Consider the following 25,493-nt stretch of genomic DNA (forward strand, 5'->3'; position numbering starts at 1 on the left):
TTATGCTTCAAACCTATAACAAAGATTATAAAGAAAGGGTAAAAAAATTTTTAAAAGGACAGCATTTCATGCACCTGATCGGCTTTGACTTAAGTGTAATTGAAGAAGGAAGGACAGAGGGATGGCTGGAAATAGAGCAGCAGCATAAGCAGCAGAAAGGCTTTGTTCATGGAGGTTTAGTTGCTACCCTGGCCGATATTACGGCTGGTTTTGCGGCTTACACCCTGGTGCCGGAAGATCAGCATGTGGTGACGGCTGAAATAAAAGTTTCCTACTTCCGGCCTGCCGTGGGAGTAAAGCTGCATGTGGTGGGCAGTGTCCTAAAGCAGGGCAGGAAAATTAACTTTTGTGAAGCAGAGGTGTGGGATGTCAGCTATGATAGTAAGGGGCAGGAAGTGCGCCATTTGGCAGCAAAGGCTACTACTTCCATGGCAACCGTTTTCCCGGACGATAGGGCTCCGTAAGGGTTTCGCTTCTTTTTTACTTATGTTTCAGGAAAGCAAACTTGAAAGCTTTTCAGAACAGACATTAAAATCCATCTAATTTGCCTTTATTTTCCCAAATCATTCTTAAAAAATTTCCTTTTCAGCCGACGAGTGGGCAGTCGCGTTTCTTTAACCTGCTCGACAGCTTTATAAAGGCGCCTGAAGGTAGCCGGCAAGCCCTTTTGTTGCGTGGCTATGCAGGTACGGGAAAAACCACCGTGGTGAGCGCCCTGGTGCAGACGCTGCCGCTCTTCAATTACCGCTTTGCACTAATGGCCCCTACCGGAAGGGCCGCCAAGGTAATGAGCTCCTATACCGGTAAAGCGGCTTATACCATCCACAAGATTATTTACCGGCAGGCAGGAGAACCTGGAGGAGGAGATGATCTCCTGTTTGACCTTCAGAAGAACTATTTTAAAAATACCATTTTTATTATCGACGAAGCCTCTATGCTGTCTGATGTGGCAGAGGTAGGCCATAACGGATTGCTGAAGGATTTAATTGACTTTGTTTATGCCCATGAAAATAATAAGCTACTGCTGATTGGCGACAGTGCGCAGCTGCCACCGGTGCATCAGCAGCAAAGCCCTGCCCTGGATATTAATTATTTGCAGCGCCACCTCCGGCTGCAGGTACAGGAGGTAGAGTTTACAGAAGTAATGCGGCAGGAGCATGATAGCGGTATTTTGTTTAATGCCACTAATTTGCGGAATGAGCTGCAAAAAGAAGCTTTCTCTATTAAGTTCGTTACCCGCACTTTTAAAGATACCTACCGGATGACGGGTGAAAAGCTGGAAGATGGACTCCGCTATGCCTACAATAAATTCGGGATGGAAAATGCCATTATCATTACCCGATCCAATAAAGCGGCAGTGCAATATAACCAGTATATCCGGCGGGTCATCCAGTATAGCGAAAGCGAAATTGATGCCGGCGACTACCTGATGATAGTTCGTAACAATTATACCTACCTGCCTCCCGATTCGCCAGCCAACTTTCTGGCAAACGGCGATTTTGTGGAGGTAATGAAGATTGTGAACTTCGAAGACCTTTATGGCTACCGCTTCGCCACCCTGGAACTGCGCCTGACAGATTATCCGGATGTGCCACCTTTCGAAGCCAAAATTATTCTGGACACCCTTCACACGCCCCAGGCTTCCCTATCGTCCGAAGATTACCGGAAGCTATACGAAGCAGTAAAATTGGATTATGCCGACCTGTCGAAGAAGAAGGAGCTGCGCGAAGCCTTAAAAAAAGATCCCTATCTGAATGCCCTGCAGGTAAAATTTGCCTATGCACTTACCTGCCATAAATCGCAGGGAGGGCAGTGGGATGCGGTTTTCGTAGACCAGGGCTACCTTACCGAAGAGATGGTAGACCGGGAATATATCCGCTGGTTGTATACCGCCATTACCCGTGCCACCAAAGAATTATATTTAATTAATTTCAATAAGAATTTTTTTTCGTAATATTTGTTAATGAGAAAGGCATTGTTTTTGCCTGTGGTAGTAGAGAAAACATCATCCAAAATAACCAACAAAAATATGAAGCAAGTATTATTTACCATCCTGGCTCTTTTTGTAAGTGTAGCCGTATTTGCCCAGAAGCCTGTGGCGGAAAAATCGACTCAGGCCGGCCCCAGAATTACTTTTGAAGAAAGCGAGTACAACTTTGGTGATATTTACCAGGGCGACAAGGTTGAGCATGTTTTTACCTTCGAAAACACAGGTACTGAGCCGCTTATTCTCACCAACGTAAATGTAACCTGTGGCTGTACAGCTACCGACTGGCCCCGCAATCCTGTTGCTCCAGGCGATACTGCTCAATTGAAAGTGACTTTTAACAGTGCCGGAAAAATGGGAGGGCAAACGAAAGTGATTACCATTATCTCCAATGCGGTAAACTCCCAGGAAAGGGTAAAAATGGTAGGCAATATACTTCCTCCCAAAAAAGAGGAGACTAAGTAAAAATAGAATTAGTGAGAAATGAAAAGGGGCTGCTTTAAAAAGCAGCCCCTTTTTTTTTGGGGTTCCCGATGGAAGAGCAGTTCTTTTACAGGTTCTTAAAAACACCTATAAACAGGCAAACCCAGGCAGCAATAAGCGCCAGTCCACCAATAGGAGTTACAGCGCCCCATTTGCCAACATTGCTCAGGCAAAGAATGTAAAGTGAGCCGGAAAATATTATAATGCCGGCAATATAGGCCCAGCCTGCATATTCAAACCACCGGCTTTCTGCTCTGCCGAGGAGTAAAGCTGTAGCCAGTAAAGCAAGCGTATGGTACATCTGGTATTTAACGGCAGTTTCAAAGGTGGCCGTGCGGCCGGTTTGCTCGAGCATAGCACTTAAGGCATGTGCGCCAAAGGCACCAATCATCACTCCCAGCGCCCCGAGGGCAGCGCTCCAGAGTAAGAAAATTTTTTGCATATCATTCGGGTTAGGTGGTGGAGGTTAGTTTTCAGAAAATTCTGCAGCGGCTCATCTTCAGGAAGGAAGTCCCAATGGGGCCGGCAGGTGTGTTGTTTCAATAGTACCTTAGTGCCAGTTTTTCAATGGTAATTTCTGCTGCCAAAGAGGGCACTACCAATGCGTACCATCGTACTTCCTTCCTCAAGGGCGGTAAGGTAGTCGCTGCTCATACCCATGGAAAGTTCCTTCATCTCCGCATTAGGTAAGGTATAGTCTGTCCTGATACGGTCGAAGAGCTCCCGGAGGTAATGGAACTCCTCCCGTATCCGTTCCAGGTTTTCGGTATTGGTTGCCATTCCCATAAGTCCTGTAACCTGGATGTGCCCCAGGGCGGCAAATTCCGGAGACTGCAGGAGCTCCAGCAATTCTTCTTCACTCAAGCCGAACTTTGTTTCTTCGCGGGCAATATGAACCTGTAAAAGACAGTTGATGGTCCTGCCCACTTTCTCTCCCTGCTTGTTTATTTCTTTTAGCAGTCTCCAGCTATCGACCGAATGGATAAGGTGGACGAAGGAAGCAATGTATTTTACTTTGTTACGCTGGAGGTGGCCAATCATGTGCCAGCGGATATCCTTTGGGAGCTGTTCAAATTTTTCCGTCAGCTCCTGCACTTTATTTTCACCAAAATCTTTTAAACCTGCTTCATACGCCTCCAGAATATCTTCCACCGGCTTTGTCTTACTTACAGCAATTAAAGTGCAGGAGTCGTTTTGTATTATGTTTTCAAATCTTTTAATGTTTTCTGCTATATTCATGCTTTTATTATTTTTGGCTTTAGCTATATTTATCACTTAAATGTCCTTAGTGGATATTGTTGTAAGTAATAAAGCTTAATTTTAAGTAAAATCCCCAAACCTCTGCAAAATACACAGCAGAATGTAAAGAGGGTAATGAACAAAGGAATTTATGGCGATTTTAGGGAGCTTGCTCAAAAAAGGAATCAGAATAAGAGAAAGTATAGAGCAGGAAAAACTTGAACCGCAGCAGTTACAGTGCAAAGAACTGAAAAAGCTATTGGCTAAAGCGCAGCAGACAGCCATCGGGAAAGACTTTTCCTTTACTGAAATCCTTGCAGCAGGAGGGGGAGGTGCTAAGGAACTATACCGCTCTTTCAAAGAAAATGTGCCGGTACATGATTATAATAAAATGTACAATTCCTACTGGCACCGTACACGTACCGGCGAAAAAGATGTTTGCTGGCCCGGGCAGGTTAAGTATTTTGCTTTAAGCTCCGGTACCTCCGAGGCCGCGTCAAAGTATATTCCTGTTACCAACGACATGCTGAGGGCCATCCGGCGGACCAGTGTCCGGCAAATTCTTTCGCTTTCCCATTATAAAAACCTGCCATCGGACCTTTTTACAACTAATATTCTGATGTTGGGTGGCAGCACTTTGCTGAATCATTCGGGTTCTTACTACGAAGGAGATTTAAGTGGGATAACGGCCTCTAAACTGCCATTTTGGTTCCAGGGGTTCTATAAGCCCGGCCAGAAGATTGCCAAGGAGCGGAACTGGGAAGAAAAGCTTAATGAGATTACCCGCCAGGCAAAGGATTGGAATATTGGCGTGATTGTGGGCGTTCCTGCCTGGATCCAAATTCTAATCGAGAAAATTATTGCCTACTATAAGGTAGATACCATACACGATATCTGGCCTAACCTCTCCATATTTGTGCATGGTGGAGTGGCTTTCGAGCCATATAAAAAGAGCTTTGAAAAGCTACTGGCGCGCCCTATAACCTATATGGAAACTTATCTGGCTTCCGAGGGCTTTATTGCCTTTCAGGCTTACCCAAATCGCCGAAGCATGAGACTGGTGCTGAACAATGGCATTTTCCATGAGTTTGTGCCATTTACCGAAAAGAACTTTGGCCCTGATGGGCAAATGGTGGAAAAGCCCGAAACCTGTATGATAGATGAGGTGGAGGAGGGGAAGGAGTATGCACTCCTGCTCACCACCTGCTCAGGAGCTTACCGTTACCTGATTGGCGATGTTATTAAATTTGTATCGAAAAAGGAAAGTGAAATCATAATTACCGGACGCACCAAGCATTTCCTGAGCCTGTGTGGAGAACATTTGTCGGTAGATAATATGAACCGGGCAATTCAATTAGTGGCAGAAGAGCTGGACACGGAAATTAATGAATTTACAGTGGCAGGGATACCCTATGAAAGTTTGTTTGCCCACCACTGGATTATTGGTACCGATAAAGCTGTAGAGCCTCAGGTGGTAAAAGAAAGGCTGGATACTCATTTAAAAGCACTAAATGACGACTATGCCACGGAACGCAGTGCCGCCCTTAAGGAAGTACTAGTGGATGTAGTGCCTGTACAGGCTTTTTATAAATTTCTGAAGCAAAAAGGAAAAGAAGGAGGGCAGCATAAGTTTCCGCGGGTAATTAAAAGCCAGATGTACCAGGAACTCCTGCATTTTATTGAAGAAGAACGCAAGAATGAATGGCAACAGTAGATGCTCTAATTAATGGCATTCTGCATGGCTTACTCCTGGCGCTACTGATTGGGCCTGTTTTTTTTGCCCTTATCCAAACCAGCATCGAAAAAGGTTTTGCATCCGGTGCAGGAATGGCAGTAGGCATAGCCCTGAGTGATGCTTTATTTGTTGTAATTGCCTCCATTGGTGTGGCCACTCTCACCAAAAATACGGATTTTCAGCTGTGGCTTGGCCTTGCCGGTGGGATTATCATGCTGATTTTTGGCGGGAGTAGTTTAGTCCGGAAAGTACAGGAGCAGCAGAGGCAGGTAGTTGCCGTAAACGGAAAGTCAATTGGCCGGCAGTTAATCAAAGGATTTCTGCTGAATGGTATCAATCCTTTCGTATTGTTATTCTGGATTGGAGTTGCCAGCATGGTGGCTCTCAACTATCGTTATCCTTTTGAACTTGAAGTGGTTTTCTTCGCTGCCACCATTCTCACCGTTTTACTACTGGATTTTGTAAAAGCGTATGCCGCCAATAAGTTAAGGAGGGTGTTAACCCCTCTCTTCATGAACTGGATGAACAGAATTGTAGGTGTTGTGCTGATTCTCTTCAGCTTTAGGTTGTTTTTCTTTGCCTTTGAAGCAATAGACTACAGGTTTTAGGTGGAAGAAAGGATGGTGAGCGTTTAAATATCTTTTTTCAGGAGCGGATTTTATCAGCTTGTGCAAAGCTACCTACCTGCGCAGGCGTTGTAAGTCATTACTTCCTTAGTCATGCAAAATATTGCTGATGAAGGTTCCTTTCAGGAAAATCCATACGATAAAAAAAGCAATAGCCCAGCTCAGGTAAATATCATAAAAGTCGGTTGTATCTTTAAAGCGGGTCTCCTTAATTTCGGCCTTTTCCAGGCGATCGATTTCGGCAAAAATTTCTTCCAGAGCCTCCTGATTCGCCGCCCTGTAAAACCTGCCACCGCCTATGTTGGCTATTTTCCGGAGGGTGGTTTCATCCAGCTCATTTTCAATGTAGTTGGTATTGCCGAAAATATCTTTGCCAAACGGTACCCTTCCTTCTTTCCCTACTGCAATGGTATATATTTTAATGCCATAGGCATGGGCCAGCTTGGCAGCGGTAATGGGGTCGATGCTCCCGGCGTTATTTTCTCCATCGCTCAGCAGAATAAGCACCTTTGACTCAGAATCTGATTCCCGCATACGGTTGGTCGAAACGGCCAGCGCACTGCCAATAGCCGTGCCTCCGGCTTCTATCATGGAAAAGTTAAGGCTTTCAATGTACTCATTGAGTAGCTGGTAGTCAGTGGTTAAGGGGGCGAGCGAGAAGGCTTCTCCGGCGAAAACCACCATGCCAATGCGGTCCTGAAAGCGGCCCTGTATAAATTCTCTGGCCACATCCTTGGCTGCTTCCAGTCGGTTCGGCTTAAAATCTTCTATTTTCATGGATTCTGAAATATCCATTGTCAGCATAATGTCAATGCCTTCGGTCCATTGCTCTACCTGCTCATTACTTCTCTGGGGCCGGGCAAGTGCAATGCATAAAAAAGTAAGGGCTATGCCTAATACCACAGGAGGAACAAAGCGTAAAAGGCTGACGGGGCTCCACTTTAGCTGATCTTCCGGCAGGGCTACATCCAGCCGCTGTTTTCTTCGCCAGCGAAACAGGTAGCGGAGGAGGAACAGAATGGGGATAAGGAGAATCAGGTAAAGCATTAACGGGTTCGCCCACTCAAAAGAACGGAGCGTTTCGGGCTGAAACCAGTGTGTGGAGAGCCAGATCCAGCTATCGGAGGCAGTTTTAAGCATGTTGCACCTCCTTTACTTTGGACTCAAAGCTTTCTCTTGCCACCTTTTGCAATTCACGAAAACTGGCAGAAAAACGATTGTCACTCAGGCGGCCATAAATGCCCCGGTCGATAATGCGCAGCACGTCGCTAAGCTGCTGTTCATGCCGCTGCAGGGCTGCAATCTCTTTTGTGGTTAAACGTGTATAGGGTATGCTTTCGAGTTGCTCCATATAGCTCTTCCATATATTCAGCAGGCCTTCCGGCTGCACATGTTCATTCTTTGCTTCGTAGGCCGCCAATGCTTCCTGATAAGCTTTTTCATACTTCCGGTACCCTTTTCTTAATTTGTAAATCCGGTAGCGCCGCTGCAAAGGCTTGCCAAAAACAAAGCCAAGCATTACCAGAATTAGCAGGCCCGCTAAAGTGCCGGCAATGGCATAAGGGTAGTTAAACTCATACTCCACATCCGTATAAGCGATGTGTTCTACAAAAGTGGCAGAGTCAGTCAATACCGAAATCATTTCTTCTACAAAAACAGTGTCGGGGCTGGAAAAGACCACGCTACTGTCACCGCCCTGAATTACATAGGCCGGCATGCGTAAGAGTTGTACAGAGTCAAGCTCGAAGGTTGCCAGTGTATATATTACACTATCGGTGCTGTAAAGAGAGTCCGAAACAGTAGGATAATAAGTTTTGTCGACAATCTCGAAAGGAGCAAAGTTAAAGGTGGAGTCAGGCAAAAGCACATTCAGGTGGCGAGGGTACCGAACGGTAAAAGTATACATTACCGGCTGGCCCACTTTCAGGCTTTGATCTGAGAACTGGCCTCTAAGTTCAATTTCCTGTGCAAATCCGGAAACAGGAAGGGCAAGACTGCAACAAAAAATAATAAAGTACAGGAAGCGTTTAAGCACGTTTTCTTGATTTATTACGGATTTTAAACAATGAAATAAGCTTGGGAACAAAATTTTCCGCAGTATCCACAAACAGGTAGTCGGCCTGATACTGAGAACAAATCTTTCTGAGCTGCTCCTGGTTCTCCTGATAGGTTTTGACCATTTTTTTTCTGAATGCGCCGGAAGAAGTATTGGTCCATACTGTTTTTTGCTTCTCCTTATCATATACCGGAATCAGCCCAAGGCCGGGAAGGTGGGTTTCCCGCTTATCCCCAATATGTATTACCACCAAATCGTGTTTTCTGGCCAGGGCCTTTAGGTTATGTTCCCACCCGGTATCAATAAAATCCGAGAGCACCACAATTACACTACGCCGGCGAATAAGCTTAAGGGCGAACAGAAATGCCGCACTTAAATCTGTTTGGGTAGACTGGGGCTGGAGCCGGAACATCTGGCTAATCATTTCATAGGCATGGCGACCACCTGCCCCGGGGCGAAGGTATTTCTCATTCCTGTCTGAAAAGCAGATGAGTCCTACCTGGCTGGCTTCTTTGATAGAAGAAAGGGTAAGGACACCACAAATTTCTTTGGCAATATCGAGCTTTTGCTGCGACTGCTGGCCTATTTCCTGAGAGGCACTTACGTCGAGCAGAAAGTATACTAACTGTTCCTTCTCCTCTTTGAAGGTTTTGGTAAAAGTGCCATGACCTTTAGCCGTCACTTTCCAGTCAATGGCCCGCACATCATCGCCATACTGGTAAGCCCGAACATCGTCAAACTCCAGCCCGGAGCCTTTAAAAATGGAATGAAAGTTGCCCTGCATTTGCCAGTTGACCGCCTTTCTTATCTGAATTTCATACTTTCTGAGCTTTTTAAGGAGCTCTTTCATGTTTGCTGATGTTTAACTTTTAAAATTAGGACTTAATTAAGTAATTTTCAGCATGAAAAATCTTTTTTTGCTGCTACTTGTTACTCTCTTAACGACGGCCTGTTCAAATAATGCAGATAAACCCGAAAATGTTCTTTCACAGGAAACGCTGGTAAGGGTAATGGCCGATTTGCAGCTTGCTGAAGCAAAAGTAAAAAATTTGCGGGTTTCTACCGATTCGGCCCGCCAGTTGTTCAGTATTTATGAGCTGCAGATATTTGAGGAGTGGAACATTAGCCCGGAGCAGTACACGGAAAGTTATGAGTATTACCTGAATGAGTACGACGAAATGTCTGATATTCATGCGGCCCTTATCGACACCCTTAGCAGGCGACAGAAGGCTGAGAAAGAGAGACGCTGATCTTGGCAAGCCAACTTTTTGCCTGAATGTTTATTAGCTAAAATTCGTTAAAGAGAAAAGTGAGCGGGTGATTGTTGATGTAGTTTAGCTCGTTTTGATTTGACACCCTTCCTTCTTGTTGTGGAGTAGAATCTGGGAACTTTTCCGGAAGAATTAAATCGGGCAGCGGCCGGAGTCTTCTTCATTTAAATTCCATTCATATTAATAAAAGAAAGTTTGCCCTGCCTTTGGGTAGAGCATGTTAAAATATAGATGTTATATCCGAGAAATTTAGAAAATAAAATAGGCTTCGATCAGGTAAGAAGCTTGTTGAAAGAGGAGTGCCTGAGTGTAATGGGCCAGTATTATGTAGAAAAGCTTCGTTTTACCGATGACTTTTCCTTACTGCAGAAACTGCTGGAGCAAACCAGGGAGTTTACTGCCATTTTACAGAGTGGCGATGAGTTTCCTTCTTCTAACTTTTTTCCTATTGATAAGCAGCTCGAGAAGGCCCGACTCGAAGGCGCTTTTTTAAGTGTGGAGGAGCTGAACAACCTTCGCTTAAGCCTCCAGACCATCTTTGCCTGTCTCGATTATTTTTCAGATAAAGAAGAGGAGTATCCCCAATTGCAACAGCTTTCTTCAGTTGTTGTGCTGGATAAAGGATTGCTCAAGCAAATATCCAGGGTTATTGATGACAGAGGTCATCTGCGCGACGATGCAAGCCCTGCTTTGCAGCAAATTCGCAGGGCCTTAATTGCTGAGCAGAGCCGGGCAAGAAAAACACTGGAAAGCATTTTGCGCCAGTCTGTCAGCTCAGGCTTTTCGGAAGAAGGGGTGTCTCTCACCATACGGGGTGGTCGCCTTGTAATTCCTGTACTGGCAGAGTACAAGCGGAAGATAAAAGGCTTTATTCATGATGAATCTGCCACCGGCCAAACTGTATTCCTGGAGCCTGCTGAAGTGCTGGAAATCAATAATAACATTCGGGAGCTGGAGTATGAGGAGAAGAGGGAGATTGTGCGTATTCTGCTGGCGATTACCAGCCAGGTAAGGCCTCATGTGCAGGCTTTGCGAAAAGCAGCCAATTTCCTGGGATTAGTCGACTTTATCAGGGCCAAGGCTCGTTTTGCGCTAAAAATAGATGCGGTATACCCGCAGTTCGAAAAACGGGAGCTGGTAGAATGGTATAAGGCGGTGCACCCTTTGCTGTACCTCTCGCATAAGCAGCAGCAAAAGCCTGTAGTGCCATTGAATATTCACCTTCATCAGGACCAGCGAATTTTGGTTATTTCCGGTCCAAATGCAGGAGGTAAATCAGTTGCGCTTAAAACCGTTGCTTTATTGCAGTATATGGTGCAGTGCGGTTTGCTTATTCCGGTAGGAGATGGCTCCAGGGTAGGCCTATTCAAAAATCTGTTTATCGATATAGGCGATGAGCAATCACTGGAAAATGACCTGAGTACCTACAGCTCTCACCTTACCAGCATGAAGTTCTTTACCCAGATGGTGGATAAAAAGACGCTCTTCCTCATCGATGAATTTGGTACGGGTACCGAGCCTCAGTTTGGCGGAGCCATTGCCGAATCCATACTGGAGGAGCTCAATCGACAGCAGGCTTTCGGTGTAATCAATACGCACTATGGCAACTTAAAGCAGCTGGCTGAGCGAACACCGGGAATTGTTAATGGAGCCATGCGCTTCGATGCTGCCCAGCTGGAGCCCATGTACCAGCTGGAAATTGGAAAACCCGGCAGCTCTTTTGCCCTGGAAATTGCCCGGAAGATAGGCCTCCCCAAAAGTGTTTTACAGCAGGCGAAGGAAAAAGTAGGGGTAAAGCAGGTGAAAATGGAGCTGCTGCTGGCTGAGCTGGAAAAGGAAAAAAAGGAGTTTGATGATAAAAACAAAGAACTCAGTAAAAAGGAAAAAGAACTGCAGCAGGCAGTTCAGGAGTACCAGGAGTTAAGATCCTTCATAGAAAATAAAAAAGCCCAGCTTCTGAAGGAGGCTAAGCAGGAAGCCAGCCAGTTACTTTCCGAAGCCAACCAGCGTATAGAAGCGACCATCCGGCAAATTAAAGAAAACAGTGCCGAAAAGGAGAGCACACGCCAGGCAAGGCAGGGGCTGCAGGAGCTAAAAGAAAAGGTGAAGCTGAAGCCTGAAGAGGCAAAAGCCCAGGAGAAAACCTCCAGCATAAAAGTAGTTGGAGGAGCCATTGAGGAGGGAGATCTCATCCGGATAAAGGGGCAGCAGACTGTAGGAGAGGTGATGGAAATAAAAGGCAAGGATGCTGAAATCAGGATTGGTTCTTTAAAGTCTAAAGTAAAGCTTAACCGCCTGGAGAAGATTAGCAGAAAGGAGTACCGCCAGGAAACAGCTGATGTTGAAAGTAAGCCTGCCATGCGCGGCATCAATCTTAACCAGCGAATGGCCGATTTTAGCTCCCAACTCGATGTGAGGGGCAAGCGGGCAGAAGAAGCCTTGTCCATTGTAGATAACCTGCTCGATAATGCCGCCATGTTTGGAGCACCGGAGCTTCGTATTGTCCACGGTAAAGGCGATGGAATTCTTCGCCAGATGATAAGGGAACATCTTAAGGGCTATGGGATAGTCGCTTCCATGAAAGATGAACATGCCGATCGGGGAGGGCCAGGTGTTACTATTGTGGAATTGCAGTATTAGAAATTCATAAAAAAGGGGAGGTACTCAATTGAGTACCTCCCCTTTTTATAATACGTTTTCAGGTAAGAACTATCGTGTTGCAGTAACGGTAACTTCTACTTCATCGGTAGGCTTAGGCTCTGCTCCAGCATAAGAAAAAACAATTTCATTATCTGTGAGAGAAGTAACAGTCAATTCAACACTTTCTGAGCCATTTACAAGCGTAATTTCATTGAAATTTTCAGTATCGGTAAAGCTCCACTCTCCTGATGCCGGAATAGAGGCGCCTGTGCTGAGGACCATTGGTAAGGCATCTCCTCCTGTGATGGTGTAAGTGCCATTCTCTGAGAAGGTTAGGGTAGAAGTACCTGTAAAATTATAATCAACGGCAGGGTCTAGAGCTACAGTGCTAACCTCAAAAGGGCCGGCGGTGAGGATGCGGGTATTTTCTTCCAGGGGAGTTTCTTCCACAGTATCATCTTTGCAGGAAGTGAAAATTACCAGGGCCATCAGAAATAAGACAGAAAGTAGGTGAGATGCTTTTTTCATAGATTTTAATAGTTTAGAAAACAATTATAATAATAATTTTGGTGGATAGTTAAAAAAAGATTATTTGTTTTGCTTATATCTTTTAAAGTCGGTAATATCTATTAACTTTTCGCAGAACTGATACTCATACTTCTGATTGGAGCAGATGATAAGTAAACGATCATTCTTTACTTCGGTTACACGCTCCAGGTACCAGTCAATTCCCCTGCTGTCGAGATTAGAGGTAGGCTCGTCTAAAAGTAAGATGGGAACCTGAGAAAAAAAAGCCAATCCCAGCTTAAGGCGCTGCTTCATCCCTGAGCTAAAATACTTTATTTCTTTATGGTAAGCCGAAGACAGCACCATTTTTTCTGCCAGCTCCTCCATGCAGCTGTTAACTACAGGCTGTTTAAAAGCGAAATGAAAACGAAGCAGCTCCTTTAAGGTAAATTCTTCAATCAGCTCCAGGTAAGGGGCAGCATAAGCCTGGTAGTGCGGCCATGCATCCTCTTCAATGGCTTGCCCGCTCTTTTGTTCAAAAGAAATTGTTCCTTCTGTTGCAGGAATAGCCCCGCTAAGGGTTTTTAAAAAGGTAGATTTTCCACTTCCATTAGGGCCTGTAATGGCATAAGACTGGCCGCTCACAAACTGGTAGTCCATTCCCCGGAATACCCATTCTCTGAAGTACTTTTTTCCTAAAGATTGAAGACGAACAATCACAAGCAGAAGTTAAGGAGGAGGCTGGCTGTTTGTTTACTTTTTACTGACCGCCATTAATGTATTACCCTATAGAGCCCTTCATAATACCCCGGTCTGAGGAACGAATAAAGTTAACAATTTCATCGCGCTCTTTGCTTGACGGGAGTTCAACTTCAATTTTATCCAAAGCATCGCTATTATTGAGGCCTTTGAGATAAATCAGTCGGTAAATTTCCTGAATTTCATTGATTTGCTCATTGGTGTAACCTCTCCGGCGCAGGCCAACTGAGTTAATTCCTGCATAGCTGAGAGGCTCGCGGGCTGCCTTGATAAACGGAGGAACGTCTTTTCTTACAAGAGAACCGCCACCAATATACGCATGTGCACCTACTTTCGTGAACTGCTGTACAGCACAGGCACCACCAAAAATAGCAAAATCCTCGATTTGTACATGGCCTGCAAACTGTGTGGTATTCCCCAGGATGCAGCTATTGCCGATGATACAATCGTGGCCGATGTGGACATAAGCCATAATCAGGCAGTTGCTTCCTACCACTGTTTTGTACTTATCGATCGTTCCTCTGTTTATGGTCACGCACTCCCTGATGGTCGTATTGTCCCCAATTTCAACAGTCGTTTCTTCCCCTGCAAATTTTAAGTCCTGCGGAATGGCTGAGATAACTGCTCCGGGAAATACTCTTACGTTCTTACCGATGCGAGCACCTTCCATAATGGTAACGTTGGAGCCAATCCAGCTGCCTTCTTCAATCACTACATTTTTATGTATGACGGTAAAAGGTTCAACAACGACATTGGCAGCTATTCTAGCTTCGGGATGTATGTAGGCTAAGGGTTGGTTCATGAGTTTTTTCGTACAATGCTTGCCGATAATTCAGCTTCGCTTACAAGGGTGTTTCCTACGTAAGCATAGCCTTTCATTTTTGCAATTCCACGCTTTATAGGAGCCAGTAACTCACATTTGAAGATAAGCGTATCGCCGGGCATTACCATTTTCCTAAAGCGGCAGTTGTCGATGCCCAGGAAATAAGTCCAGTAGTTCTCCGGGTCTGGTACAGTGTTGAGTACCAGTATGCCGCCTGTCTGGGCCATGGCTTCAATTTGCAGTACACCCGGCATTACCGGGTTGCCCGGGAAGTGGCCCTGGAAGAAGGGCTCATTAATGGTAACGTTCTTTACGCCGGCAACGGTACTTTCGTCCAGGTGAAAGATTTTATCTACCAGCTGAAAAGGGTAACGGTGGGGGAGCATTTTAGAGATCTGGTTAATGTCCAGCACCGGAGGGAGCGTAGGGTTATAGGCCGGGATATTGTTGTTTCTGCTGAAGTCGTTCATCATTTTCTTCAGCTTTTTGGCAAAGGCAATATTGGCTGCATGGCCCGGCCGGGCGGCCAGTATTTGTGCCTTTAGGGGGCGGCCTACAAGGGCCAGGTCTCCTACCAGATCGAGTAGTTTATGGCGAGCCGGTTCATTGCTATATCGTAGCTCCACATTATTAAGAATGCCCTCTTTCCTTACCTCCACTTTGGGTTTATTAAAAAGAGAAGCAAGTTCCTGCAGTTCCTCGTCTTTTATTACCCGGTCTACTACCACAATGGCATTGTTCAGATCACCACCCCTGATGAGGCCCTGCTTGTGCAGCATTTCCAGCTCATGCAAAAAGCAGAAGGTGCGGCTGTGGGCAATTTCCTCTTCAAAATCGCTTATTTTGTTCAGGGAGGCATGTTGGCTGCCCAGAACAGGCGAATTGTAATCGACCATTACCGTAACACGATAGTCGTCAAGTGGAAGGGCGGCAATCTCTACCTGGCGCCCGGGTTCACGGTAAAAAATTCCTTCAGGTACTTCAAAGAAATTGCGCAGGGCGTTTTGTTCTTCTACGCCAGCCTCCTTAAGAGCGTTGATGAACTGGATGGAGCTGCCATCCATAATAGGCGGTTCCGGGCCGTCCAGCTGAATGAGTACATTATCCAGCTCCAGACCTGTTAAGGCTGCCATTACGTGCTCAACTGTATTAACGCGGGCCCCACTTTGTTCAATGGTTGTTCCTCTGGAAAGGTCCACTACATTGTCCACATCAGCATCTACAGTAGGATGGCCTTCAATATCTATCCGTTGAAATTTTATTCCATGGTTAGGTTTAGCCGGCAAAAAGGTCATATTTGCTCTTACACCAGTATGCAACCCAACACCGGATAGGGTAATGGACTTTTTTATAGTATGCTGCTTAATATTCATCTATTCTGAGTCTGACGAGCGCAAATTTATGATTTTTTCCTCAAGTTCCTTTACCCTCTTATTTAAATCGGGCAAATTTCTGAACAGGGCATAGGATTTCATGTAAGGTCCACGTTCAAAAGCCGGGGAGCCTATTAAAATCTTTCCTTCTTCCTTAATGCTTTTTCCTACTCCGGCCTGTGCGGCAACAGTGGTCTTACTGGCAATTTCAAGGTGCCCTACTACTCCTACCTGGCCGGCCAGGATACAGCTTTCACCAATTTTAGCAGAACCGGCAATACCGGATTGTGCCGCGATAACCGTATTTTTTCCTATCTCTACATTGTGGGCTATCTGTACCAGGTTATCGATTTTAACACCCCTCCTGATAACCGTGCTCCCAAGCGTGGCACAGTCGATGGTGGCATTGGCGCCAATGCTTACCCAGTCCTCCAGTACCACATTGCCTAGCTGTGGAATGGTTTTATAGCTTCCATTGGCCTGTGGAGCAAAGCCGAAGCCATCGCTGCCTATTACCGCCCCGGCATGTAGGGTGCAGTTGCTGCCAATTCTGGTATTGGGGTATACTTTTACGCCTGCAAGAATAATGGTATTGTCACCTACTTCCACATTTTCGCCAATGTAGGCCTGGGGGTAAATTTTTACATTGTTTCCGATTTTGCAGCCCTTACCAATATAAGAAAAAGCACCCCGGTATATTCCGTTGCCGGTACTTACGCCTTCGGCCATAAACGCAGGTTCTTCAACCCCGGATTTCTGGAAAGAAAGAATTTTATGATACTCCTCCAACAATACCGTAAAGCTGGTATAAGGGTCCTCTACCCGAATAAGAGAGGTGCTGAAAGATTTTTTTGGCTGAAAATTTTTGGCGACGATAACGGCAGAGGCCTGTGTGCTGTACAGGTGCTGCTCGTATTTCAGGTTGGATAAAAAAGAAATACTTCCTTTTTGGGCTTCTTCAATTTTACTGAGGGTAGAGACTTCTTCATCTCCACTCCCTTCCACCATTCCGCCCAGGAGCTGGGCTATTTGATTTACCGTAAACTTCATCTGCTTAGCTTAGAACTTCTTTTGCAATTTTTATGTGCTTCGGCCAGCAAATGTAAAACTTCTTTACAATCTTGCTCATAGCTTTAATATTAGGCAGGTCCGAAGCCTGGGCTACATCAATTACCGCTCCTTTTTTGGTAAGGATATTGATATTCTGTCCGCCTGCTATATAGGCGGCATTGCTCATGGAGCCGCAGGCCAGGAAATATTTTACATCCTTTGGGATGATAGCATAGGTTTCGCTAATGGCCTGGCGCAGCTCTTCTACAAGGCGTTTTTCAAATTTATCGTTCGACAGGATTACCCGGAAGAGCCGCCGCTCCAGCAGCATACAACTGAGGGCCGATAAAATCCGATCGGGATGATGACTCCATATCTTGACGGCAGCCCAGATGTCGGTATCATCCAGGGAGGCAAAAGCTCTTAAAAACTCCTGGTTCTCCTGTATGCCCTGAAGGCTTACATCATGAATAAGGAATACCTGAAGGGCAGGAGTAGCAAACAGTTGTTCGCCCTGGCTTACCAGGTATTTTGCCCGCTGAATGAGCATTATTAACATTTTTTCGGCACTTACCGTGGCCTTGTGCAGGTATACCTGCCAGTACATGAGGCGGCGTGCGCTCAAAAAGTTTTCTACACTGTAAATGCCTTTTTCTTCCACCACTATCTGGTCATCCTTAATGTCCAGCATTTTAATAATACGGTCGGCTCCAATGGTACCTTCCGAAACCCCGGTAAAGAGGCTGTCGCGCTGCAAATAATCGAGGCGGTCGATGTCGAGCTGACTCGATACGAGCTGATGAAAGAAACGCCGCTCGTATTGGTTGGTGAAAATACTTATTGCCAGCGACAGCTGCCCGTTAAAGGCCTTATTAAAGTACTCCATTAGCTGGAGCGATATATGCTCGTGCCGGATGCCTTTCAGAAGGCTAAATTCAAGGGCGTGCGAAAACGGACCGTGCCCGATGTCGTGAAGCAGAATAGCCACCTGGCAGGCTTCATACTCGTCATGACTTATTTCATGGCCTTTGCTCCGGAGGTTATCGAGTGTTATGCTCATCAGGTGCATGGCCCCCATGGCATGGTGAAAGCGGGTGTGCAGGGCACCCGGGTATACAAAATCAGTCAGTCCCAGTTGTTTTATCCGGCGAAGGCGCTGGAAATAGGGGTGTTCGATAATGTCAAATATCAGCTCGCTGGATATCGTGATGAACCCGTAAACAGGGTCATTAAAAATTTTCTTCTTATTCACGCAGGTATGTTCTATCTTGTAAGGCAAATGAGCCAATAATATATTATTGCCCGATAGCTTAACTTTTCAACACTTCAGCTATTTATATAATATGCCAGCAGATGCAAAGTTATAAAAGCTTTAGAGAAGTAATTCAATTTTTATGCAAAGATACAGTATTTTATGGGCCGATGATGAAATTGACCTGCTCAAGCCCCACATTATGTTCCTCGAGAAGAAAGGCTATGATGTAACCCCTGTTAACAGCGGAGCCGATGCCATCGATAAAGTCAGTCAGCAATCCTTCGATATTATTTTCCTCGACGAGAATATGCCGGGAATGACGGGGCTGGAAACGCTCAGTTACATCAAGTCCAGCAAGCCGAACCAGCCGGTGGTCATGATTACCAAAAGTGAGGAAGAGCATATAATGGAAGAGGCGATTGGTTCTAAAATTGCCGATTACCTCATTAAACCGCTCAACCCTAACCAGATTCTCCTCTCGGTAAAAAAGATACTCGACAATAAGCGCCTGGTGTCGGAAAAGACAAATATGAACTACCAGCAGGAGTTTCGCAATATCAGCATGATGGTGTCTGATAGCCGCGACTACCAGGACTGGGTGGAAATTTATAAAAAGCTGGTTTACTGGGAGCTGGAGATTATGACGGCCGATACCGGCAGTATGGGCGAGGTGCTTACCATGCAAAAGGATGAAGCCAACAGCAACTTCAGCAAATTCATTATTGATAATTACGAAGACTGGCTCAACGATCCAAAGGCCGATAAACCGCTGCTTTCTCATCAGCTGATGAAGAAAAAGGTTTTCCCCTTACTAAAGGAGAAGGAACCGGTGTTCTTTATCGTGATCGATAACCTTCGCTACGACCAGTGGAAAAGCATTGAGCCGCTTGTTACCGAATACCTGTCGGTAGAGGAGGATGACACCTACTTTTCCATACTGCCAACTACTACGGCTTACGCCCGGAATGCTATATTTTCGGGAATGATGCCTGATAAAATGGCAAAAATATATCCCGACCTCTGGCGGGGCGACGATGAGGATGAAGGCAAGAATCTTTACGAGGAAGATTTTCTGAAGCGGCAGCTAAAGCAAAACGGGCTGGCAGATACCAAATTTTCTTACAATAAGGTTATCCATACCAGCCAGGGTAAAAGTGTTAATGATAGTCTGAACAACCTGCTGAATAATGACCTGAACGTAGTGGTTTACAACTTTGTGGATATGCTTTCGCATGCGCGAACAGAGGTGGAAATGCTCAAGGAGCTGGCGCCGGACGAATCGGCCTACAGGAGTATCGCCAAATCGTGGTTTGTACACTCCCCCCTGTTTGAGTTGCTGAAGCGGCTGTCGGAGAAAAAATGTAAGGTGGTTATCAGTACCGACCATGGTACAATTAGAGTACGCCGGCCCTTTAAAATTATTGGCGACCGTAATGTAAATACCAACCTTCGCTATAAGCAGGGGAAGAACCTGAACTGGGATGGAAACCATGTACTGGAAGCCCGCCACCCCGATAAATTTGGCCTTCCGAAGTTAAATGTGTCCACGGCCTATGTTTTTGCCTTAGAAGATCATTTCTTTGCGTATCCTAATAATTATAATTATTATGTGAACTACTACCGGGATACCTTCCAGCATGGTGGAATTTCTCTGGAAGAAATAATTATTCCGGTTGTTACCTTAGGGAATAAATAGCATGCTGTTGGAGAAAGGTTTAGAAATTAGCTGCCCCTCGCAAAGAGATTTGCCCGAAACCGCGGCTGCGATTATTGCTTTTGCCAGGGGGCAGGGAGGACAGAAAATATGGCTGTTTGAAGGAAGTATGGGGGCAGGGAAAACTACCCTGATCAAGGAAATATGCCTCCGGCTGGGAGTCGAAGACACCGTGCAGAGCCCTACCTTCTCCATCGTAAATGAATACAGAGCTGAGGGTGATGAGCCGGTGTATCACTTCGACTTTTACAGAATTAAGGAAGTGGCCGAAGCGCTGCAGATAGGAGCCGAAGAGTATTTCTATTCAGGCCATTACTGTTTAATTGAGTGGCCCTCCAAAATTGAAGAGATACTGCCCGAACAGTATTTGCAGGTGCAGATAGAGGTCAATGAAGACAATAGTAGAACAATACTACTGAGTACACATGAGTAAAACGTATCCACAGACCGGTATGGAAGCACTTTCCAAACAAACCGGACTCGCTACGCAGGAGAAGTTGCTTGAGGTAAGGCGAAGCAACAAGCATTTATGGATTGGTATACCCAAAGAAGTGGCCATGCAGGAGAACAGGGTTTCTCTTACACCCGAGGCGGTTGCGCTGCTTGTCAATAACGGGCATGAGGTGTGGGTGGAGTCCAAAGCCGGGCATACTGCCAAATATGCAGATAATGAATATAGCGAGGCAGGGGCTAAAATTGTGTATAGCGCCAAAGAAGTGTTTGAAGCAGACATCGTACTGAAAGTAGAGCCGCCTACAGATGAGGAAATTGAGTACCTGAAACCTGGTAAGACCCTCATTTCTGCCCTGCAGCTTGGAAATCAGCGCCCCGATTATTTTAACAAGCTCAATAAAAAAAGAATTACCGCAGTTGGGTTTGAACTGATAGAAGATAAGGTGGGAGGGATGCCTGTGGTACGGGCCATGAGCGAAATTGCCGGCAGTACGCTTATGCTGATTGCCTCTGAATACCTGAGCAGTGTAAATAATGGGAAAGGAATTATTTTAGGGGGAATTACCGGCGTGCCACCTACTAAAATAGTGATTCTGGGAGCAGGGACCGTTGCTGAATATGCTGCAAGGGCTGCCATTGGTATGGGCGCGGAAGTGCAGGTTTTTGATAACCACCTGTATAAGCTTCGCCGTATCAAGCAATCGCTGGGCTCTCAGCTGTATACTTCCACGATTGATACGGTGACCCTCAGTAGCAGCTTAAAAACTGCCGACGTGGTGATTGGAGCCATACGGGCCGAAAAAGGGCGGAATCGCTGCGTTGTAAATGAAGAGATGGTGATGAATATGAAGCCCGAAAGCATCATTATTGATGTTAGCATCGACCAGGGAGGCTGTGTGGAAACGTCTGAGCTGACTACGCATCGGAATCCTGTTTTCAGGAAGCATGACGTCATCCATTACTGTGTGCCCAATATACCATCAAGAGTGGCCCGTACTGCTACCACTGCCTTCAGTAACATCTTTACACCCATTCTGCTGCAGGCAGCCGAAGTGGGAGGAGTGGATGAAATGATATTTGCCTATAAGTGGTTTATGAATGGAGTATATACCTATAAAGGATTTTTAAGCAATGCCCATGTGGCCCGTAAATTTAGCCTCAAGCATAAAGACTTAAACCTGTTAATGGCTTCCAGAAATTAAAGGACTGGTACAGGAGAGATAGACTTTTAAAGAAGGTTTGGCACTAGAAGGCAAACTCTTCCTTGAACGCCAGTAATTCTTCTTTAAGGTTGTCTTTCGCTAAATGTGGAAAATATTGCTGAAGGATAACACTTGGCTCTACCTGTATTTCACTTAACTGCAGGTGCTGGTTAATAAAAATGAATTCCAGCTGAGGGTATATCTCCTTTAACACATCCACCACATCCAGTATTTGCAGGTTGCGATCAACCAGGTTATAAATGCCGGAAGGGATTTGCTGGTAAGCAAGCTGGCTCAGTACCTCTTTCACTGTTTCTACGTGGACAAATGCCCGCCATTGTTTGCCATTTCCATCGATGCTGATGCGGTTTTTGAAATGGGCATCAAACATAAAGCGATTAATAACGGCATCAAAACGCATGCTCTTATTATAGCCAAATACGTTGCCCAGCCGGATAACATAGGTTTTTAACCGATCTTTCAATCGGAGAACATGCTCTTCACCTCTCAGCTTCGAAATCCCGTAAAGAGTTTTAGGGTTCGGCTGGTCCTGCTCATTTATCAAAGCCTTTGAACTGCCATAAACAGAACTGCTACTTGTGTAGATAAGCTTTTCCACCTCACTATCTTCTACCGCATATACCAGTTCGGCAGTGCCCCAGTGGTTAACCTGCTCGTGCATATGGCCATCGGTATTGGCAAAAGGGGTGCTGACTTTAGCGGCTAAATGATAAACAACTGAAACACCTTCCAGATTCTTCTTTAACTTCCTGGAGTCGAGTAAGTCTCCCTGTACAAACCTTATTTTCTGTCCCTCAGGATAAGGCCTTCCCAGAAACAGGTTAAAGTTCGTGCGGCTTAAATTGTCGTAAATAATTACTTCGCTTACCTGTTCATCCTTTACAAGTGCCTGAATAAGAGAAGTGCCAATATAGCCGGCTCCACCGGTTACCAGTATTTTCATGGCTGAATTTTGAGTGAGAGAATGAGTGAATAAAAAGAAGAGTTGTGCTGACTTTTAAATTTCCCTTAACAACCAACAACCAACAACCAACAACCAACAACCAACCTACTTCGCCACTAAATCGGTATGTAAACCACATTCAGTTTTATTAAGGCCATACCAGCGGGCTTCACGCTCCTGCATATCGGGGTCGAGCCGGCGGGTGCAGGGTTCGCAGCCAATACTGGCGTAGCCTTTTGCATCCAGCGGATTGCGTGGCAGCTTATATTCCCGCAAATAAGCGAAAATTTTACGCTTGTCCCAGTCGAGCATAGGGTGGAAGCGGAAGCTGCCGTGGGGCGCCGGCTGTTCCAGTTTCATGGCACTGCGGGTGGCGCTTTGGTCGGCCCTGATGCCGTTTATCCATACATCGTGCGAGCGAAGGATGGTATCCAGGGGCTGTGTCTTGTTCAAATAGCAGCAGTAGTCAGGGTCAGAGACAAATAGCAGCCGGCCATCTGCATCTTTCTGCATAATTTTAGGAGTGCTGCTTTTAATATCCACAAAAGGCAGGCCGAATTCATGGCAAATCTGCCGGGCAAACTGGACAGTATCTGCAAAATGGTAGCCTGTATTGATAAAGTAAACGGGAATACTCCGGTCAATGCGGCTCAGGATGTGGAGCAGTACCAGGCTGTGAGACTGGAAAGAGGAGGTGGTAAACAGGCGCTTCCCTTCCTCTTTGTACTGCAGTATTTTAGCTTCAATTTCGTGAAATTCCACTTTTGAACAATCTGGTTCCGCGGCAAAGGTAAGGGGCAGCCCGCAAAGGTGCAGGATTTTCGGAAAGAAATTTATGGCCAGGCCTTTAAGCGGAAAGTGGGCCTCTATGCTCTATGATAGGAATCCCATGAAAAAGATAATGCGGAAAGGGGAAGGAAGTATTTGTACACTTCTTCCTGCCTTTTATACCCGCTTTACTGGAGAATGGAGCTGGAGCTTAAGATTCCTGTTTCATTAGTAAGACTTTCCAGGCACTTTCTACATCGCCTTCTTTCAGATAGGCTTTCGCGAGCTGGTGCTGATGTTCCGTATTGCGTTCTGCCTCTTCGGATTTATATTTTTGCAGGAGCTCCTGAATGTGGTGTTGGCGGACAAATGATTCCACCTCCTCAGTAGTGGGCATTTTTTCGGTATTCCCCAGCATGCCTAAGTCATTACCACTTAAAATATGGCTATTCCGAATTTCATCCGGTAGCTGGTCAACCCCCATGCCCATATTGCGCAATGGTTTTGGAACGGTAAAAAGCGCGTCTCCCTGCGCCCTGCAATACCAGTCGCCACCCATACGAGCCACAGCATCGAGTTTAAACGGATCGATTTTGCCACTTTTATCCAGGATGTTTTCCTGCACATGCATGAGTAATACCTCGCAAATAATAAGATTGGCCGCTCCGCCTTCGGTACCTGTTGGAATAATTTGCTTAACCCTGCACTCGAAGGCCGCGGGCGCTTCAGCTACCCGCGGTGGACGAACCCGTTCCGAAGTCACAGGGGTAAGCCCGCTCTTGATAAATTCATTGACTCCTTTTTCATACTCGGTGCTGGAAAGTGACATCTGCTGCACCATTTTATAGTTCACGATATTTATCACCACCTCATCTACCTCCTGCACATTCTCAAGGGTATGTTTAATGGTGTTGTCGCGGACCCTGCGGGCCGGGGAGAAAATAAGAATGGGAGGATTGGAGCCAAAAGCATTGAAAAAGCTGAATGGGCTGAGGTTGACATTTCCCGCTTTATCTACCGTACTGGCAAAGGCAATGGGTCGTGGCGCAATTGCTCCCAGCATATAGCTATGGAACTCCGGCACTGACAGCTGTTTGGGGTCAACGGGCTTAGTCTTGAGCGGTCCGCCGATGCGGCTTGAGTCTTGAGTCATGATTATGAGGAAAAGTGACAGGTGCCTGGTGGCTAGTGCTTGGTTTAAGGTAGATGGGTATTCAGCACCAGGCACTAACCACTAGCCACTATTTACTTATTTCGCCGGTAAAACCTTCGTTCTTACTTCGCCAAAGCCAATGCGTACACCGTCTTTTTCGGCATGGGCCCGCATTATTACGGTATCGCCGTCGAGGATGAATTTACGTTCGCTGCCATCGGGCATTTGGATGGGTTGGGTGCCCCGCCAGCTCAGTTCCAGCATAGAGCCGTAAGAATCTTTGTCTTTACCGCTAATGGTGCCGCTGGCATACATATCGCCTACTTTAATATTACAGCCATTTACGGTCTGGTGCGCCAGCTGCTGGTTTACATTCCAGTACATATGCCTGAAATTAGAGCGGCACACCACTTTTCCTTCCCCTTTTTCCGGCTGAATGGCTACTTCCAGGTTCAGGTCGAAGTTCTTTTTGCCTTCATATTGCAGGTAAGGCAATACCTCAGGCTCCTGCTTTGGACCTTCTACTCTATAAGGTTCCAGGGCTTCGATAGTTACCACCCATGGCGAAACAGAGGAGGCAAAGTTTTTGGCCAGGAAGGGGCCCAAGGGTACATATTCCCACTTTTGAATGTCGCGGGCCGACCAGTCATTGAAAATAACGAAGCCGAAGATGTATTCTTCTGCATTGGCAGTGCTAATGCTTTCTCCCATTCTGGTTTCTTTGCCGGTAATAAAGGCCATTTCCAGTTCAAAGTCGAGCAGGCGGGAAGGACCAAAAGTAGGCTTTTCGGCATCATCGGCCTTTGTTTGTCCTTTAGGGCGGATGATATCGGTGCCTGAAACAACAATGGAAGAGGCGCGGCCATGGTAGCCCACGGGCAGGTGTTTCCAGTTGGGCAGGAGGGCATTGTCCGGATCGCGGAACATCGTTCCTACATTGCGGGCATGCTCTTCGCTGCTGTAAAAATCCGTATAGTCGCCAACCTTTACCGGCATGTGCATCTGCACCCGGCTCATGGGGATAAGGGCATCTTTGCGTACCCGCTCGTTGTCGCGCAGTTCGCTGTTGGTCTGGTTTAAAAGATCAGAAATCCTTTCCCTTACGGCCTTTGTCACCTCTTTACCCAGTGCAATAAAAGGGTTGAGTGCCTCTTCATAGAAAACGGAAAGGTCTTCAATGGCAACTTCATCAAAAAAGCTTTCTTCTGCCAGTACGCTTAGGTCCAGTACCTGCTCTCCTATGGCAACGCCCACGCGGGTGTTTTTGCCATCGGTGCTAAAAATGCCAAATGGCAGGTTCTGGATAGGAAAATCGGAGTGGGAGGGAACCTCTACCCATGATTTAAGGGAAGGATCTTGTGTTTTATGGCTCATTGTAAATTTAAAAAATGGTTCGGGACAAAGGTAAAAGTTTCACTTTAAAAGAAAAACCTCC

General features: G+C 46.0%; 25 protein-coding genes. 10 read left to right on the top strand and 15 right to left on the bottom strand.

Going from position 1 to position 25,493, the window contains the following annotated elements; all coding sequences use genetic code 11:
• The first annotated feature begins 2 nt into the window (after positions 1 to 2).
• The 3 genes from F752_RS0111050 (at position 3) to F752_RS0111060 (ending at position 2,452) form a co-directional block, all read left to right on the top strand.
• The gene (locus F752_RS0111050; protein WP_017731805.1) at positions 3 to 464 is read left to right on the top strand and encodes a PaaI family thioesterase; all 462 of its coding nucleotides are present in this window, start codon (positions 3 to 5) and stop codon (positions 462 to 464) included.
• Between the two features lie 80 nt (positions 465 to 544).
• Positions 545 to 1,954, top strand: coding sequence for an ATP-dependent DNA helicase (locus tag F752_RS0111055; protein WP_017731806.1), 1,410 nt, complete (start codon positions 545 to 547; stop codon positions 1,952 to 1,954).
• A gap of 75 nt (positions 1,955 to 2,029) precedes the next feature.
• The gene (locus F752_RS0111060; protein ID WP_026135670.1) at positions 2,030 to 2,452 is read left to right on the top strand and encodes a DUF1573 domain-containing protein; all 423 of its coding nucleotides are present in this window, start codon (positions 2,030 to 2,032) and stop codon (positions 2,450 to 2,452) included.
• An 85-nt stretch (positions 2,453 to 2,537) separates the two neighbouring features.
• On the opposite strand, the gene F752_RS0111065 is transcribed toward F752_RS0111060, so the two are convergent.
• Positions 2,538 to 2,912 (bottom strand): DUF423 domain-containing protein, encoded by a 375-nt coding sequence (locus tag F752_RS0111065; protein WP_017731808.1) that lies wholly within the window; start codon positions 2,910 to 2,912, stop codon positions 2,538 to 2,540.
• A 122-nt stretch (positions 2,913 to 3,034) separates the two neighbouring features.
• On the bottom strand, positions 3,035 to 3,709 hold the full coding sequence (locus F752_RS0111070) for a YggS family pyridoxal phosphate-dependent enzyme (protein ID WP_026135671.1): 675 nt from the start codon (positions 3,707 to 3,709) through the stop codon (positions 3,035 to 3,037).
• 151 nt (positions 3,710 to 3,860) lie between these two features.
• Here F752_RS0111070 and F752_RS0111075 point away from each other — a divergent pair, with 151 nt between their 5' ends.
• Complete coding sequence (locus tag F752_RS0111075; RefSeq protein WP_017731810.1) at positions 3,861 to 5,423, top strand: GH3 family domain-containing protein; 1,563 nt, start codon at positions 3,861 to 3,863, stop codon at positions 5,421 to 5,423.
• Positions 5,411 to 6,052, top strand: a complete 642-nt coding sequence (locus F752_RS0111080; RefSeq protein ID WP_017731811.1) for a LysE family translocator — start codon at positions 5,411 to 5,413, stop codon at positions 6,050 to 6,052. Before F752_RS0111075 ends, F752_RS0111080 begins: the two co-directional genes overlap by 13 nt.
• A 105-nt stretch (positions 6,053 to 6,157) precedes the next feature.
• Here the strand turns inward: F752_RS0111080 and F752_RS0111085 are convergent, their stop codons facing one another.
• Genes F752_RS0111085 through F752_RS0111095 form a run of 3 tightly spaced genes read right to left on the bottom strand, consistent with a single transcriptional unit; the run spans position 6,158 to position 8,976 of the window.
• Positions 6,158 to 7,210 carry a vWA domain-containing protein gene (locus F752_RS0111085; RefSeq protein ID WP_017731812.1) on the bottom strand — a complete coding sequence of 351 codons (1,053 nt, stop codon included), beginning with the start codon at positions 7,208 to 7,210 and terminating at the stop codon, positions 6,158 to 6,160.
• The gene (locus F752_RS0111090) at positions 7,203 to 8,105 is read right to left on the bottom strand and encodes a hypothetical protein (protein ID WP_017731813.1); all 903 of its coding nucleotides are present in this window, start codon (positions 8,103 to 8,105) and stop codon (positions 7,203 to 7,205) included. The genes F752_RS0111085 and F752_RS0111090 overlap by 8 nt, the downstream gene beginning before the upstream one ends.
• Positions 8,098 to 8,976 (bottom strand): DUF58 domain-containing protein, encoded by an 879-nt coding sequence (locus tag F752_RS0111095; RefSeq protein ID WP_017731814.1) that lies wholly within the window; start codon positions 8,974 to 8,976, stop codon positions 8,098 to 8,100. Before F752_RS0111095 ends, F752_RS0111090 begins: the two co-directional genes overlap by 8 nt.
• Before the next feature lie 52 nt (positions 8,977 to 9,028).
• Here F752_RS0111095 and F752_RS0111100 point away from each other — a divergent pair, with 52 nt between their 5' ends.
• The gene (locus F752_RS0111100) at positions 9,029 to 9,376 is read left to right on the top strand and encodes a DUF4296 domain-containing protein (protein ID WP_017731815.1); all 348 of its coding nucleotides are present in this window, start codon (positions 9,029 to 9,031) and stop codon (positions 9,374 to 9,376) included.
• Positions 9,377 to 9,628: 252 nt separating this feature from the next.
• Positions 9,629 to 12,037 (top strand): endonuclease MutS2, encoded by a 2,409-nt coding sequence (locus F752_RS0111105; RefSeq protein ID WP_017731816.1) that lies wholly within the window; start codon positions 9,629 to 9,631, stop codon positions 12,035 to 12,037.
• Positions 12,038 to 12,106: 69 nt separating this feature from the next.
• Here F752_RS0111105 and F752_RS0111110 read toward each other — a convergent pair whose 3' ends face one another.
• The 6 genes from F752_RS0111110 to F752_RS0111135 all read right to left on the bottom strand — a co-directional run bounded on the left by F752_RS0111110 (position 12,107) and on the right by F752_RS0111135 (position 17,801).
• Positions 12,107 to 12,565: a hypothetical protein gene (locus F752_RS0111110; protein WP_152425111.1), complete on the bottom strand. Its 459-nt coding sequence runs from the start codon at positions 12,563 to 12,565 to the stop codon at positions 12,107 to 12,109.
• Positions 12,566 to 12,625: 60 nt separating this feature from the next.
• Positions 12,626 to 13,264, bottom strand: coding sequence for an ABC transporter ATP-binding protein (locus tag F752_RS0111115; RefSeq protein WP_026135672.1), 639 nt, complete (start codon positions 13,262 to 13,264; stop codon positions 12,626 to 12,628).
• A gap of 61 nt (positions 13,265 to 13,325) precedes the next feature.
• Entirely contained in the window at positions 13,326 to 14,105 is a 780-nt protein-coding gene (lpxA, locus tag F752_RS0111120; protein WP_017731819.1) for an acyl-ACP--UDP-N-acetylglucosamine O-acyltransferase, read from the bottom strand.
• The gene (locus tag F752_RS0111125) at positions 14,102 to 15,499 is read right to left on the bottom strand and encodes a bifunctional UDP-3-O-[3-hydroxymyristoyl] N-acetylglucosamine deacetylase/3-hydroxyacyl-ACP dehydratase (protein WP_017731820.1); all 1,398 of its coding nucleotides are present in this window, start codon (positions 15,497 to 15,499) and stop codon (positions 14,102 to 14,104) included. Before F752_RS0111125 ends, lpxA begins: the two co-directional genes overlap by 4 nt.
• The gene (gene lpxD, locus F752_RS0111130; protein WP_017731821.1) at positions 15,500 to 16,549 is read right to left on the bottom strand and encodes a UDP-3-O-(3-hydroxymyristoyl)glucosamine N-acyltransferase; all 1,050 of its coding nucleotides are present in this window, start codon (positions 16,547 to 16,549) and stop codon (positions 15,500 to 15,502) included.
• 4 nt (positions 16,550 to 16,553) lie between these two features.
• Positions 16,554 to 17,801, bottom strand: coding sequence for an HD domain-containing protein (locus tag F752_RS0111135; protein WP_017731822.1), 1,248 nt, complete (start codon positions 17,799 to 17,801; stop codon positions 16,554 to 16,556).
• A gap of 142 nt (positions 17,802 to 17,943) precedes the next feature.
• Here F752_RS0111135 and porX point away from each other — a divergent pair, with 142 nt between their 5' ends.
• Genes porX through F752_RS0111150 form a run of 3 tightly spaced genes read left to right on the top strand, consistent with a single transcriptional unit; the run spans position 17,944 to position 21,173 of the window.
• Positions 17,944 to 19,500 carry a T9SS response regulator signal transducer PorX gene (porX, locus tag F752_RS0111140; RefSeq protein WP_017731823.1) on the top strand — a complete coding sequence of 519 codons (1,557 nt, stop codon included), beginning with the start codon at positions 17,944 to 17,946 and terminating at the stop codon, positions 19,498 to 19,500.
• 1 nt (position 19,501) lies between these two features.
• Positions 19,502 to 19,951 carry a tRNA (adenosine(37)-N6)-threonylcarbamoyltransferase complex ATPase subunit type 1 TsaE gene (gene tsaE / locus F752_RS0111145; protein WP_017731824.1) on the top strand — a complete coding sequence of 150 codons (450 nt, stop codon included), beginning with the start codon at positions 19,502 to 19,504 and terminating at the stop codon, positions 19,949 to 19,951.
• Positions 19,944 to 21,173 carry an alanine dehydrogenase gene (locus F752_RS0111150; RefSeq protein ID WP_017731825.1) on the top strand — a complete coding sequence of 410 codons (1,230 nt, stop codon included), beginning with the start codon at positions 19,944 to 19,946 and terminating at the stop codon, positions 21,171 to 21,173. Before tsaE ends, F752_RS0111150 begins: the two co-directional genes overlap by 8 nt.
• A 43-nt stretch (positions 21,174 to 21,216) precedes the next feature.
• Here the strand turns inward: F752_RS0111150 and F752_RS0111155 are convergent, their stop codons facing one another.
• From F752_RS0111155 to fahA, 4 genes are all read right to left on the bottom strand, one after another.
• Positions 21,217 to 22,137, bottom strand: a complete 921-nt coding sequence (locus F752_RS0111155) for an NAD-dependent epimerase/dehydratase family protein (RefSeq protein WP_017731826.1) — start codon at positions 22,135 to 22,137, stop codon at positions 21,217 to 21,219.
• A 105-nt stretch (positions 22,138 to 22,242) separates the two neighbouring features.
• Positions 22,243 to 22,899, bottom strand: a complete 657-nt coding sequence (locus F752_RS0111160; protein ID WP_017731827.1) for a phosphoadenylyl-sulfate reductase — start codon at positions 22,897 to 22,899, stop codon at positions 22,243 to 22,245.
• A gap of 217 nt (positions 22,900 to 23,116) precedes the next feature.
• A complete protein-coding gene (locus F752_RS0111170) occupies positions 23,117 to 23,968 on the bottom strand; it encodes a flavin reductase family protein (protein ID WP_407635421.1) in 852 nt (283 codons plus the stop codon).
• Between the two features lie 186 nt (positions 23,969 to 24,154).
• Positions 24,155 to 25,432, bottom strand: a complete 1,278-nt coding sequence (gene fahA / locus F752_RS0111175; RefSeq protein WP_017731830.1) for a fumarylacetoacetase — start codon at positions 25,430 to 25,432, stop codon at positions 24,155 to 24,157.
• Positions 25,433 to 25,493 lie beyond the last annotated feature (61 nt).

Origin of the sequence: Nafulsella turpanensis ZLM-10, assembly GCF_000346615.1 — a bacterium.
Lineage (GTDB): Bacteria > Bacteroidota > Bacteroidia > Cytophagales > Cyclobacteriaceae > Nafulsella > Nafulsella turpanensis.